Annotated in this window: 15 protein-coding genes; 9 read left to right on the forward strand and 6 right to left on the reverse strand. The window is 44.4% G+C overall.

Translation table 11 applies throughout. The features are described from left to right. Positions 1-114 precede the first annotated feature (114 nt). The 3 genes from OCU36_RS09795 to crr all read left to right on the forward strand — a co-directional run bounded on the left by OCU36_RS09795 (position 115) and on the right by crr (position 2850). A complete protein-coding gene (locus OCU36_RS09795; RefSeq protein ID WP_004734263.1) occupies positions 115-372 on the forward strand; it encodes an HPr family phosphocarrier protein in 258 nt (85 codons plus the stop codon). 137 nt (positions 373-509) lie between these two features. Then, complete coding sequence (ptsI, locus tag OCU36_RS09800; RefSeq protein ID WP_261837831.1) at positions 510-2234, forward strand: phosphoenolpyruvate-protein phosphotransferase PtsI; 1725 nt, start codon at positions 510-512, stop codon at positions 2232-2234. A gap of 106 nt (positions 2235-2340) precedes the next feature. Beyond that, a complete protein-coding gene (gene crr / locus OCU36_RS09805; protein ID WP_004737851.1) occupies positions 2341-2850 on the forward strand; it encodes a PTS glucose transporter subunit IIA in 510 nt (169 codons plus the stop codon). A gap of 595 nt (positions 2851-3445) precedes the next feature. Here the strand turns inward: crr and OCU36_RS09810 are convergent. From OCU36_RS09810 to OCU36_RS09825, 4 genes are all read right to left on the reverse strand, one after another. After that, positions 3446-4579, reverse strand: coding sequence for a flagellin (locus OCU36_RS09810; RefSeq protein WP_261837832.1), 1134 nt, complete (start codon positions 4577-4579; stop codon positions 3446-3448). Positions 4580-4866: 287 nt separating this feature from the next. Further along, positions 4867-6000: a flagellin gene (locus tag OCU36_RS09815; RefSeq protein ID WP_261837833.1), complete on the reverse strand. Its 1134-nt coding sequence runs from the start codon at positions 5998-6000 to the stop codon at positions 4867-4869. Between the two features lie 121 nt (positions 6001-6121). Further along, a complete protein-coding gene (locus tag OCU36_RS09820; protein WP_261837834.1) occupies positions 6122-7045 on the reverse strand; it encodes a Dyp-type peroxidase in 924 nt (307 codons plus the stop codon). Between the two features lie 65 nt (positions 7046-7110). Beyond that, complete coding sequence (locus OCU36_RS09825) at positions 7111-7587, reverse strand: DUF2919 domain-containing protein (RefSeq protein WP_261837835.1); 477 nt, start codon at positions 7585-7587, stop codon at positions 7111-7113. Between the two features lie 94 nt (positions 7588-7681). Between OCU36_RS09825 and OCU36_RS09830 the strand changes: the two genes are divergently transcribed. Continuing rightward, the gene (locus tag OCU36_RS09830; protein WP_261837836.1) at positions 7682-8026 is read left to right on the forward strand and encodes a DUF2956 domain-containing protein; all 345 of its coding nucleotides are present in this window, start codon (positions 7682-7684) and stop codon (positions 8024-8026) included. 12 nt (positions 8027-8038) lie between these two features. After that, entirely contained in the window at positions 8039-8371 is a 333-nt protein-coding gene (locus OCU36_RS09835; RefSeq protein ID WP_261837837.1) for a DUF4156 domain-containing protein, read from the forward strand. Between the two features lie 49 nt (positions 8372-8420). Here the strand turns inward: OCU36_RS09835 and OCU36_RS09840 are convergent, their stop codons facing one another. Next, complete coding sequence (locus OCU36_RS09840) at positions 8421-8708, reverse strand: winged helix-turn-helix domain-containing protein (RefSeq protein ID WP_261837838.1); 288 nt, start codon at positions 8706-8708, stop codon at positions 8421-8423. A gap of 204 nt (positions 8709-8912) precedes the next feature. Here OCU36_RS09840 and OCU36_RS09845 point away from each other — a divergent pair, with 204 nt between their 5' ends. From OCU36_RS09845 to OCU36_RS09860, 4 genes are all read left to right on the forward strand, one after another. Further along, complete coding sequence (locus tag OCU36_RS09845) at positions 8913-9260, forward strand: ArsC family reductase (protein ID WP_261837839.1); 348 nt, start codon at positions 8913-8915, stop codon at positions 9258-9260. 97 nt (positions 9261-9357) lie between these two features. After that, entirely contained in the window at positions 9358-10494 is a 1137-nt protein-coding gene (dapE, locus tag OCU36_RS09850; RefSeq protein ID WP_261837840.1) for a succinyl-diaminopimelate desuccinylase, read from the forward strand. Positions 10495-10541: 47 nt separating this feature from the next. Next, a complete protein-coding gene (locus OCU36_RS09855; protein ID WP_261837841.1) occupies positions 10542-11216 on the forward strand; it encodes a M15 family metallopeptidase in 675 nt (224 codons plus the stop codon). 8 nt (positions 11217-11224) lie between these two features. Then, a complete protein-coding gene (locus OCU36_RS09860) occupies positions 11225-11434 on the forward strand; it encodes a DUF2897 family protein (protein WP_261837842.1) in 210 nt (69 codons plus the stop codon). Positions 11435-11572: 138 nt separating this feature from the next. Here OCU36_RS09860 and bamC read toward each other — a convergent pair whose 3' ends face one another. Then, a complete protein-coding gene (gene bamC, locus OCU36_RS09865) occupies positions 11573-12619 on the reverse strand; it encodes an outer membrane protein assembly factor BamC (protein ID WP_261837843.1) in 1047 nt (348 codons plus the stop codon). Positions 12620-12639: the final 20 nt, after the last annotated feature.

Below are 12639 nucleotides of genomic sequence, written 5' to 3' on the forward strand. Positions count from 1 at the left end.
CCAGTCTAAGTTCTAACACGAACGTAGTGTACTAGCCTCTAGCGCAATTGAGCTAAAGCAGTTAAGCTAATCTGGTTACAAACTTACAAAAACAAATTAATTGGGGTATATAAAATGTACGAGAAGCAAGTAGAAATCACAGCAGAAAACGGCCTTCACACTCGTCCAGCTGCGCAGTTCGTTAAAGAAGCAAAATCTTTCGACGCTGACATTACAGTGACTTCTAACGGCAAAAGCGCAAGCGCAAAAAGCCTGTTCAAACTACAAACTTTAGGCCTTGTAAAAGGTACTAACGTTACTATTTCAGCTGAAGGCCCTCAAGCTCAGCAAGCGGTAGACCACCTAGTTGCTCTTATGGATCAACTACACTAATACGGTCTCCTTCTATCAAAGCCATTTTGCTAAGCAAAGTGGCTTTGTTCGAAATAGATAGTAATAAGCGCGACATTTAGTCGACGACTTAAAGTCACACATTCTCCCGTTTACAGTTGAACAACTAAGGTAAGGCTATGATTTCAGGCATCCTAGCATCTCCTGGTATTGCTTTCGGTAAAGCACTACTACTTCAAGAAGATGAAATAGTCCTAAACACTCAATCTATCTCAGACGATCAAGTTGAATCAGAAGTTCAGCGTTTTTTTGACGCTCGTAACAAATCTTCTCAACAACTTGAAGTTGTAAAGCAAAAAGCACTTGAAACTTTTGGCGAAGAAAAAGAAGCAATCTTTGAAGGCCACATCATGCTGCTTGAAGATGAAGAGCTAGAAGAAGAGATTTTAGCACTCATCAAGAAAGACAAAATGTCCGCAGACAACGCGATTCACACAGTGATCGAAGAGCAAGCGGTTGCACTAGAGTCTCTTGATGATGAGTACCTAAAAGAACGCGCAACGGATATCCGTGATATCGGTTCTCGCTTCGTTAAAAATGCACTAGGCATCAACATTGTCTCTCTAGCCGATATCGATGAAGAAGTTATCCTAGTTGCTTACGATCTAACGCCATCTGAAACGGCACAAATCAACCTAGATTACGTTCTTGGTTTCGCTTGTGACATCGGCGGTCGTACCTCTCACACTTCAATCATGGCACGTTCTCTTGAGCTTCCAGCTATCGTTGGTACTAACGATATTACTAAGCAAGTTAAGAATGGCGACATGCTTGTGCTAGATGCGATGAACAACAAGATCATCATCAACCCTTCTGATGCTGAATTAGCAGAAGCTAAGAAAATCAAAGCAGATTTCGAAGCAGAAGCGGCTGAGCTAGCAAAACTAAAAGATTTACACGCTGAAACGCTAGACGGTCACCGTGTCGAAGTTTGCGGCAACATCGGTACAGTAAAAGACTGTGACGGTATTCTGCGTAACGGCGGTGAAGGCGTTGGTCTGTACCGTACTGAATTCCTATTTATGGACCGTGATGCGCTTCCTACTGAAGAAGAGCAATACGTTGCTTACAAAGAAGTAGCCGAAGCAATGGAAGGCGAGTCAGTGATTATCCGTACTATGGATATCGGTGGCGATAAAGACCTACCATACATGGACCTTCCACAAGAGATGAACCCTTTCCTAGGCTGGCGTGCAGTACGTATCAGCTTGGATCGTCGTGAAATCCTACGTGACCAACTGCGTGGCATTCTACGTGCATCAGCACACGGAAAACTACGTATCATGTTCCCAATGATCATTTCTGTTGAAGAGATCCGTGAACTGAAAAAAGCAATCGAAGAGTACAAAGCTGAACTTCGCGCTGAAGGCCTAGCTTTCGATGAAGAAATCGAAATCGGCGTAATGGTTGAGACTCCAGCAGCCGCTGCAATCGCACACCACCTAGCGAAAGAAGTTTCTTTCTTCTCTATCGGTACTAACGACCTAACGCAATACACTCTTGCGGTAGACCGTGGTAACGAAATGATTTCTCACCTATACAACCCGCTATCTCCTGCTGTGCTTACAGTCATCAAGCAAGTGATCGACGCGTCACATGCTGAAGGTAAGTGGACGGGTATGTGTGGTGAGCTTGCTGGTGATGAACGTGCAACGCTACTTCTTCTTGGTATGGGTCTAGATGAGTTCTCTATGAGTGGTATCTCTATCCCTAAAGTTAAGAAAGTAATCCGTAACTCTAACTTCGCTGAAGTTAAAGCTATGGCTGACGAAGCACTATCTCTACCTACAGCGGCAGAAATTGAAGCTTGCGTAGAAAAGTTCATCGCTGAGAAAACTCAGTAATCGCCAAATACTGAATAAAGTTAGACGGCTAAAAATAGTCGTCTAATTGATTAGATTGGTATAGTATATTCTACAGAATAAAACTAAACGTTAGGAGCATGACACAATGGGTCTGTTTGACAAACTGAAAAAGCTTGTATCTGATGACAGCGCTGATGCAGGTGCAATCGAAATCATCGCACCTCTTTCTGGTGAAATCGTAAATATCGAAGATGTGCCAGATGTGGTTTTCGCTGAAAAAATCGTTGGTGACGGCATCGCGATCAAACCAGCTGGTGACAAAATGGTAGCTCCAGTTAACGGTACTATCGGTAAGATTTTCGAAACTAACCACGCATTCTCTATCGAGTCTGACGACGGTGTTGAGCTTTTCGTTCACTTCGGTATCGATACTGTTGAACTAAAAGGCGAAGGCTTCACTCGTGTAGCTGAAGAAGGTCAATCAGTTAAAGCTGGTGACACTATCATCACTTTCGATCTAGCACTTCTAGAAGAGAAAGCGAAATCAACGCTGACTCCAGTTGTTATCTCTAACATGGACGAAATCAAGGAGCTGAACAAGCTTTCTGGTTCTGTAACTGTTGGCGAAACTCCAGTTCTTAAAGTCACTAAGTAATCTCGATTACTTAACGGCTTTATTTAAAACGCTACCTGAGGGTGGCGTTTTTTTGTGCCTGCGACATTGCTCGAGTTCCTTAAACAACCGTTCTGATTACTACTCCTTACCTTGCTGTAAATAATCCCTCAATAAGCCACAGTAATACCCAATTATTAATTACTAAATAACCCTACGTTGTTATTAAACCACGTTAAACGCGATCCTAGGCGCAGCTCCCACACGTTAACCACACAGTGTTACTTTCGACAAGATCCGGGACTTTGATATCTCATAAAGCAGGTTCCTGATACCTCGTTCTACTCGCTTCTGGAATGACGGCATCTACACTTGCCTACTTATGATTAACCCGCCATTCCCTACAGTGAGGAACGAACGTGATAGGGAATCTCGCTTTTGCGGATGCTTATGCTTATGCTTATGCTTACCAACATTGCACTTTTCTAAATACACCCCGCCAAATAGCGGGCAATAAAAAACCCAGCCGAAGCTGGGTTTGTTTAGCGCTCATCTCTCACCACGAGCTAATTTGTGGAAGCCTAGCGTTAACGCTTGTGATCAACAACGCTTATAGTCAACGCGGCTTTTCAATCGATTAACCGAGCAGGCTAAGGGCTGCGTTCGGTGCTTGTTTCGCTTGAGCAAGAATCGAACTTGAAGCTTGAGAAAGGATCTGAGACTTCGTCATCTGAGTCGTTTCTTTCGCGAAATCGGTATCTTTAATGCGGCTCTTAGATGCGTTAACGTTCTCGTTAATGTTATCTAAATTACTGATAGCGTGCTCGAAACGGTTTTGGAAAGCACCCAGTTCAGCACGAGTACTATCTACATATTTCAGGGCCGTATCAATAATCGCTACAGACTCTTGTGCGCCGCCAACCGTCGTTACGTCAATCGAATCAACGGTGACATCTTTGCCCGGTTGCATGCCTAGCTCACCCGCTAGACCGCCAGAGAAAGAGACATCGCCAGTCACTTTATTGCTGCCGCCAAACAATTGTAACTTGCCATCTTCAGTGACAGACGCTTTGATTGAGTCTTGTTGACCGTTGATGTACGTCGCAAGCTCTTCAATATCGTCACCCGCTTTTGCGTTGATATCGATTTCTTGTGCTTGACCAAAGTTATCAGTGAAAGACATTTTCAAATCGTTAGAGCCAGCTTGAACGTTCCAGTTTTTGTCTTTCGCGTTCTCAGTTTGGTAGCTCTTACCACCCATTTGTGCGTTATCAGAACGCATGCCTTTCAGTTCAAGCATAACCGCTTCACCGCTATCCGCGCCGATTTGGAATGAGCGAGTACCGGCAGTACCGTTAAGTAGCTTGTTACCGCCGAAAGACGTCGTTTCTGCGATACGGTTAAGTTCGTCGTTCAGTGCTGTGACTTCTTCTTGAATCGCAACACGCTCAGATTTTGAGTTCGAGCCATTTGAAGATTGTAGAGACAAATCACGCATGCGTTGCAAGATGTTAGTTGTCTCGTTCATTGCACCTTCCGCGGTTTGTGCAATAGAGATACCATCATTTGCGTTACGTACCGCAACATCAAGACCGCGGCTCTGAACATTCAAACGGTTAGAGATTTGTAGACCCGCAGCGTCATCTTTCGCGCTGTTGATTTTAGAACCTGAAGATAAGCGTTCCATTGATGTTTGTTGTGCGTTGTTTGCGCTGTTTAGGTAACGTTGCGCTGTCATCGCTGAAACGTTGGTATTTACATTCACTGCCATGGTGATTTCTCCAATTGATTTTCCGGTATAACGGTTTCCGACGTCTCGGAAAACCAAGTAGTTCTCTCAAAGTTACTTTTAATAACGGCGCGAAAGCGAAAACCTTTAGGAAAAAAACAACAAAATGAACGAAATATAGTTAAAGGAGAAAAAAGCGTGATTGGAGGTAAAGTTCTCAGAAAAAGATGAGATAAACACTAAAGTTGTCGACGAGTCTGCAGGGGGGGCTTAAATTAGCCAGAAGTTCATTTGGCAATCAAAGACTGTCATTCATTAGGGGCGGTTAATTAACCCAATAACGTTAAAGCCAGGTTTGGGGCTTGCTTTGCTTGAGCCAAAATGGTGGTACTCACTTGCTGCAGTATTTGTTGTTTAAGCATTTGAGTGGTTTCTTTAGCGTAATCAGTATCTTTAATTCGACTGTTTGATGTCGCCAAGTTTTCATGGACGTTTTCGAGATTATTAATGGCATGATCAAAACGGTTTTGCATTGCGCCTAGCTCAGAGCGATGACCATCAATATACTTCATCGCTGTATCCAGAATGGAAACTGCACGCTGAACCCCTCCCACATCGGTCACATTGATGTCGTCCACTGACTCGTAATAACCAACCGACATGGATAACTCGTCAGCTAACGCGCCTGAGAAAGCGATCGTTCCCGCGGCCTCTTTGCCAGCCATATAAACCTGAAGCTGACCTTTATCGTTAACTGAAGCCGAGACGAGATCCGTTTGACCATTAATGTAAGTCGCCAACTCTTCGATATCATCACCCACTTTGGCGTTGATGGTGATCTCTTGTGGCTGACCAAAACGATCAGTAAACGACATCGTCATATCACTCTGATTGGGCTTCACTTCCCATGAGTTAGTGGCCATGCCATTGGCGACATAGCTAAAACCGCCCATGTTGATGCCATCAGTACGCATGCTTTTCAAACCAATCTGCACCGCTTCGCCGGAACTGCCACCGATTTGAAACGAGGTGTGGCCAAAACTGCCGTTGAGTAGCTTTTTACCACCGAATGAGGTGGTTTCTGCAATGCGATTCAGTTCGTCATTTAAGGCGGTCACCTCTTCTTGAATGGCGATTCGTTCTGATGCACTATTCGAACCATTACTCGCTTGTAGAGACAAATCTCGCATGCGCTGCATGATATTCGTACTTTCATTCATCGCCCCTTCTGCGGTCTGCATAATGGAGATACCATCGTTGGCGTTTCGAACGGCAACATCAATGCCGCTCATCTGTGTTTCTAATCGATTTGAGATCTGTAACCCGGCAGCGTCGTCTTTTGCACTATTAATACGGCTCCCTGAAGCTAGACGCTCCAAAGATTGAGTCAGCATGTTATTCGCGTGAGAGAGATTTCTCTGAGCCACTAACGCCGAGACATTCGTATTAACAGTTATAGCCATAGACCTTCACTTCCAAGCAGATGAGTAACACTCACGATTACTCTTATATCGACTTGTTCATATAAAGCTTTAATAAAAAAGGAGCCCCGAGGCTCCTTTGGTTAACTGTCTTTAAGATAATTTACTTAATCGTTAATGCACTCAACATGTCAGTTGAAGGTGCAAAGTAGTAAGCGCCAGTCACTGCTTTGGTAAAGCGAAGCAGTTGGTCTGTTTTGCCATCTGTTGCGCCGTACATGCTCTCTAACATCGCATCGAAGTTATGACGAACGTTACAGTAAGCAATAAACAATAAGCCGTGATCGCCCGTAGCCGTACCGTAAGGTAGGCTGTGGCGAACAATCTTAAGCCCCTTGCCTTGTTCTTTGATATCCACCCGGCCAACGTGAGACGCTGCAGGAACATCATCTAACTCAATTGAATCAGGTTTAGTTCGACCAATCACTTTCTCTTGTGCCGATACATTCAAACGATTCCAAGCCGGCAGGTTGTGCACAAAACGCTGCACCATCACATAACTACCACCAGCGAATTCACCCTCAGGCACAATAGCGACTTCAGCACGTTGTGCGTCTTTCGGGTTTTCAGTGCCATCAACAAAGTCTGTCATGTCACGAGAATCTAAGAAGCGGTAACCATAAGTTTCATCAACTACTTCAACATCAGCCGCGATGTCAGAGAGTAATTTACGTAGGATAAAAAAGTGCAGATCATGTCGGTTTGAATGGCAGTGGATCAGAACATCAGACAAAGTACTCGGTGCAGTGATATCACCGTCACCAAGTGCTGGGAAGTCAATCAAATCCGCGGGCGCTGCTTGCTCGAACTGAGCCCAAAAAGCTTTTGAGAACGCAACCGATGCTGTTAAGTTCGCATCTGGTTGAGTTTGATTTAACTCGTCAACGAGAATCGGAAGCTTTTGAATTTCTGCTAATACATTGGCAGCGTTAGCGTTAACTTTCAATTGAACATAAAGAGCGAAAGGCCCACATTCTGGCAAGATAGCGCTTTGAATTTTAGGCTGCTCATTTGGGATGTTAAGCATAGATTAATCCTTTCATTTTTAGCTTCTAAGTATAATTGGGGATGGAATAAATGTTTTGATGAGAATCAGTCTTCGAGCTCAACCACTTTAAAGCAATCCCTAGCGGCACGGCTATTGGTAAGGTAAAGTACGAACCATAAAAGCAGCAATAAAGTGATGCCATTGGACCAACGGAACCATCCGTTATCCAAATAGATTAAATAAATCGTATGGGAACCTTGTGTCAGGATAGTCATTATAGTGACCCAGCCCCCCCACGACACAACTTTGTTGAGACGTTTTCTCTCTGGCGTTCGCAGTCCAAATAGCCACATCAGCAACACACTAGGGATACTCAAAGCAATCCCGATATAAAACATTTGGTGATCTGGGTAGATGATCTCAAGGATATCAGTTCCCGACGCTCGACTGGCACCTGCGACAACGAAAACGACCAAAGCCTTCGCCAAAAATAACCAACCTAGCCATAATAGGATTGGGGCTTTTAAAAAACCGTGCTTATCGTATTGTTCTATGGAGTAGCGCACAAATCTCACTTTCATTTTGATTCAAAGCAACACTTTAACGCAAATCATTCATACTTAACTAGGTTTGCGTTATCTTATTAGCTAATCCGTTTTAATTATCGAACTCAGTATGAAAAAGAAAACTAATACACCGTCTGTTGAATCTCAACAAGAAGCACTTAAGATAGCCAAAGCGACTCAAAAGCCAGCTCAAACCAAAGAGCAGACTAAATTGATTGCTCAAGGGATCGAAAAAGGCATTGCACTCTACAAAAAACAGCAAAAAGAACGCAGTCGCCAAGCAGACAAAGCGAAGAAGCGCGAACAAAAAGAGAAACGGACTCAGCCCATCACTCCAGCCCTAAAAGACGATGTCGCCCCACAGGTTGAGTCATCATCAAGTCACGTGAATAAACTGCCGTGGTTACTTTTGATCGCGAGTTGGGCGAGCTTTGCGATTTATTTGATGAAATAGCAGGATCAAAGTATGAAAAAGGAATTCATCACTTTAGTTATGACGAGCCTGCTACTCGGGTGTACGGCTCCGACCTATCCCTCTCATAGTCAAGCTGGCCAAGTACAAATGGATTATCATGGCGTCACTGATCTGACTCAATGTGAATATCGAGGAGAAGTCACGGGCAGCGAAGGACACTGGTACAGCTACCTATTCTTCCCTAACGACGTGCTGATTCAAGGTGCTATGAATGAACTAAAAGCGCAAGCTATTGAGCTTAATGCAAACAAAGTTTTGTTCACCTCTCCTCAAGATTTCGCCACCTCTGTGACTATGATTGGCACCGCTTATCGTTGTCCTTGAATAGCCCAACATCTTACGACCGATAAAAAGAAAGCCAGCTTTCGCTGGCTTATGCACTAAATCCAAGGCTTGTCGCTATATCGCCTTTACGTTCTAGTACCCACTGACTATCAAATGGCCCCCAATCGGATAACTGGTAATAACCATCATTATGACGTCGCCCATCTTGAACAAACATAAGTTCGATACCGATCCCCGGTAACGCCTTGAGTACATCTTGAATCGTACGACGAGGCCACCCCGTTTTTTCGATGAGTTTTGGCACATTTGGCCGTTCAAGGCTTTCCACTAACAATGCTAAATATAGCCGCCTTGCAAAAACAGGACTCAACTCCATTGACACCTCCTATATATGTGCTGTTCAATTATTTCCTTTTTCGCTGACAACATGTTGAGGTTGATCAATAAGTCTCTAATAGTGACACTTTGTTGCGGTTTTTTTTTACTCTATGAAATATTACTCACTCTATTTTGTCTGAGTTGCCGCTTCCTGATAGGATTCAAGTCATAACAATGAAATAAAATCCCCAAAGGAAAAGTAATGACTATCACTATGTTTGGTATCCCAAATTGCGACACCATAAAAAAAGCAAAGAAATGGCTCGAAGCTGAAGGTATTGAATTCGAATTTCACGATTATCGCAAACAAGGCATTACTGAAGCGTTGGTCACTACCTTCTGTTCAGAGCTTGGTTGGGAGCTTGTGCTCAACAAACGTGGAACAACGTATCGTCAGCTTTCTCAAGAACAAAAAGAGACGTTAACGGAAGAAAAAGCGGTGGCTCTGCTCGTTGAACAACCAGCAATGATTAAGCGCCCGATATTAAAAGTAGATGGCACACTTCACATTGGTTTTAAAGCTGACCAGTACGCCGCTATTTTTGCTTAGAGCACGGTATTTACCTAAAAACACTCGGACGTTGAACGCTGATTCAACGCCCTAGAAATTAATGACTAGATGTTTTATTTAAACAAGGAATTCAAGGATGACAGATAGCCCAACTTTGGCTCTCGCAAAAGACCTCATTAGCCGTCAATCAGTAACACCTGAAGATGCTGGCTGCCAAGAATTAATGATTGAACGCTTAAAAGCACTCGGCTTTGAGATCGAAGTGATGGTATTTGAAGATACAACGAACTTTTGGGCTCGCCGTGGGACTGAAGCGCCTCTGTTTGCTTTTGCCGGTCACACTGATGTTGTGCCTGCTGGCCCATTAGAGCAGTGGCACACCAAGCCATTTGAGCCGACCATCGTCGACGGTTTCCTATATGGCCGTGGGGCTGCGGATATGAAAGGCTCTCTGGCTTCAATGATTATTGCGGTAGAACAATTCATTGCCAAACACCCAGACCATACAGGCTCAATCGGTTTCCTTATCACATCGGATGAAGAAGGCCCCTTCATCAACGGCACTGTACGTGTGGTTGAAGCGCTGATGGCCCGTGGTGAGAACATCGATATGTGCATAGTAGGTGAACCATCAAGCACTGAGTTCGTGGGGGATATTGTGAAGAACGGTCGTCGTGGTTCTATCACCGGCGATCTCACAATTAAAGGCACGCAAGGTCATGTTGCTTACCCTCACCTAGCGAATAACCCGGTGCACAGCTCTCTGCTTGCGATCCACGAACTGGCAACCACGGAGTGGGATAAAGGCAATGATTACTTCCCGCCTACCAGCTTCCAGATCCCCAATGTGAGTGCTGGCACTGGTGCGTCAAACGTGATTCCTGGTGAATTTAATGTGCAATTTAACCTGCGTTTTAGCACAGAGTTAAATAACGACATCATCGTTGAACGCATCACAACAATACTCGACAAATACGATTTCGAGTATGACCTAAAATGGACATTCAATGGCGACCCATTCTTAACCGACGCAGGATCGCTACTTGATGCGATTGTTGATGCTGTAGGTGATGTTAATGATGTTAAACCAGCGCTACTGACTACAGGCGGTACATCTGACGGACGCTTTATTGCACGCATGAAAGGGCAAGTCGTCGAACTCGGCCCCGTGAATGCGACCATTCATAAAGTTAACGAGTGCGTGAAAGTCGCTGACCTAGAGAAGCTAACTGACATGTACGAAAAAACACTTAAAAACTTATTCGCTAAATAGGTTGCTACCTAAGCGACACATAACGATCAATAACTGAGAGACTCGCTATGACACCAGAGCAGCTTACCGGACAATCAGATTCTCACTTGAAGCCGACCCTCATTGGCACTAAGACATTTATGGTTCACAGTGAGGTCAGAGAAGATCTAAAGCATTTGATTGAAGCTGCTCAACTCGCTGGTTTTAAAATGGAGATTGTCAGTGGTTTTCGCGACTATGAAAGGCAAACTCTCATTTGGAACCGTAAGTTTTCTGGTGAAGTTCCAATATTAGATTTAGAAAGCCAGCCTCTTGATGCTTCCACACTCAGTGAGCATCAGAAGTTGTCGGCCATCTTGAGATGGTCAGCCCTTCCTGGAGCGAGTCGTCATCATTGGGGGTGCGACTTTGATGTTTTTGCTCGTAACCAATTACCTGAAGGCACACAACTGCAATTGGAACCATGGGAATACCTAACCGGTCACCAGCAAGCGTTTTACCAATGGCTTGCCACCCATGCCGATCAGTTTGGTTTTTTCTTTCCTTACAGCCAAGACCTTGGTGGTGTGGCAGTGGAACCCTGGCATATTAGCCACCGTAAGGTCTCTCAGTCATGCTTATCACAGTTATCTCCGACTTTACTTGGCAAGCAACTCCAATCTAAGCCAATATTAGGATATAAGGTAATCATGGAGCGACTAGATGATATCTATACGCGTTTCGTCGCCAATATCAGTCAGTAGGAGCACTTATGTTGGAGTGGCTTTTTAACCCTTGGGTTATCATCATCATCGTTGTTAGTGTTGTCGTGGGCAACATTGCCGCTCTCAAACAGACCGCAAATATGGATCTAACTGGTCGCAGCAAAGCCAAGAAAGACTTAGACAAGCTCAATCGCTTAGCTAAACTCAACCAAGAGAAGGCTCAAGAAGATGACTCTACGGACAATAAAAACGTTTAGTTTTGTCCGTTTGCCCCAAACTTAATCACTGAATAATCCATGAATAAAAAAGAGGACACGATGTGTCCTCTTTTTTTTATTCGTTTTCAGATAAACATCGCGCTGATATCACTCGGCTCTGAAACTGATTCAACGTTATTACTCAGCTTCCGCTTCTTTGACATCTTTCGTTTGGTCTGCAATGTGCGCCAAGATAGGAACCATGGACTTAAGCAACGCTTCTTCCACTGGCTTACCCGCTGCATTCGTGACGTTAATTGACGTGCGATTGCCAAGATCACCAAACAAGAAGGTGTAAGTACCTGAGGCTAAATCAATAGGTTGTAAACCAATATCTTCCCAAAACTCATCGTCTGGTGCCGCGTACTTAGCTTTCACCGTACCTTGGGATTGATTGCGCTCTTCGATCTCAAAGCCCATCTTTGGTAACAAAGTCGGTAAACGCTGCCACAACATATTGTATGGTGTGCGAGCAATGATCACCGGGAAGCCACTGCGGTCTGCACCCATTGATATTGGAATGCGTTTCACCAACTCTTGTGCTTTTAATGTCGCTTCAGCACGAAGGTTTTCATCGTACTTCGCCATCACTAGGTTGGTTAAGAACGCGTTATAACGTTCTTTATTGGTTGCCGAAACGGGTTTTTCGTCTGAACCTTCGCGCCAATCAATCAGGTTAATTTTAAAACCATAACGGTTGTTTGCTTGGAAACGAGAGATAGAGTAGCGGCTGCCAATCTCTACTTCTTCATCTTCAGGAACCCAAGTCACCCAATCGGTCTCAATCTCGTTTTCTGATTGCGTACGAATGCCAATACCACGCTGAGCTAACATGTCTACAGCCGTTTGCCACACGCGATCAGCTTCTTCAGCACGAAGAAGCCACAAGGTCACTTCACCATTTTGACGCTCAGCACGAGCCCCAGGGATCAGTTCAAGAACCTGTTGAGGAGGGCGAATATCCACTTCACGACCGATGCCACCGCTAAACTCACCACTTGGAACGTCAAAGTTAGGGTAAAACTGAGGTTGGGCCTCTTCGGGCAATTGCCATTGTGAAAACTCAGGTGTTTCTAAGTATTCGAAATCATCTTTGGCTTGGCGACGTTGAGTCGGGCTGCCAGAACATGCAGTAAGAACGAAAACAGCCAGTGACCCAATCACTAGCTGGTGAGAATACTTCATTTATGCTCCTAAATGCCGAA

Origin of the sequence: Vibrio artabrorum, from assembly GCF_024347295.1 — a bacterium.
In the GTDB taxonomy this organism is placed as follows: domain Bacteria; phylum Pseudomonadota; class Gammaproteobacteria; order Enterobacterales; family Vibrionaceae; genus Vibrio; species Vibrio artabrorum.

Coding starts and splice junctions, on each gene's coding strand:
- OCU36_RS09795 (WP_004734263.1), top strand. CDS start 115: ATGTACGAGAAGCAAGTAGAAATCACAGCAGAAAACGGCCTTCACACT.
- ptsI (WP_261837831.1), top strand. CDS start 510: ATGATTTCAGGCATCCTAGCATCTCCTGGTATTGCTTTCGGTAAAGCA.
- crr (WP_004737851.1), top strand. CDS start 2,341: ATGGGTCTGTTTGACAAACTGAAAAAGCTTGTATCTGATGACAGCGCT.
- OCU36_RS09810 (WP_261837832.1), bottom strand. CDS start 4,579: ATGGCAGTGAATGTAAATACCAACGTTTCAGCGATGACAGCGCAACGT.
- OCU36_RS09815 (WP_261837833.1), bottom strand. CDS start 6,000: ATGGCTATAACTGTTAATACGAATGTCTCGGCGTTAGTGGCTCAGAGA.
- OCU36_RS09820 (WP_261837834.1), bottom strand. CDS start 7,045: ATGCTTAACATCCCAAATGAGCAGCCTAAAATTCAAAGCGCTATCTTG.
- OCU36_RS09825 (WP_261837835.1), bottom strand. CDS start 7,587: ATGAAAGTGAGATTTGTGCGCTACTCCATAGAACAATACGATAAGCAC.
- OCU36_RS09830 (WP_261837836.1), top strand. CDS start 7,682: ATGAAAAAGAAAACTAATACACCGTCTGTTGAATCTCAACAAGAAGCA.
- OCU36_RS09835 (WP_261837837.1), top strand. CDS start 8,039: ATGAAAAAGGAATTCATCACTTTAGTTATGACGAGCCTGCTACTCGGG.
- OCU36_RS09840 (WP_261837838.1), bottom strand. CDS start 8,708: ATGGAGTTGAGTCCTGTTTTTGCAAGGCGGCTATATTTAGCATTGTTA.
- OCU36_RS09845 (WP_261837839.1), top strand. CDS start 8,913: ATGACTATCACTATGTTTGGTATCCCAAATTGCGACACCATAAAAAAA.
- dapE (WP_261837840.1), top strand. CDS start 9,358: ATGACAGATAGCCCAACTTTGGCTCTCGCAAAAGACCTCATTAGCCGT.
- OCU36_RS09855 (WP_261837841.1), top strand. CDS start 10,542: ATGACACCAGAGCAGCTTACCGGACAATCAGATTCTCACTTGAAGCCG.
- OCU36_RS09860 (WP_261837842.1), top strand. CDS start 11,225: ATGTTGGAGTGGCTTTTTAACCCTTGGGTTATCATCATCATCGTTGTT.
- bamC (WP_261837843.1), bottom strand. CDS start 12,619: ATGAAGTATTCTCACCAGCTAGTGATTGGGTCACTGGCTGTTTTCGTT.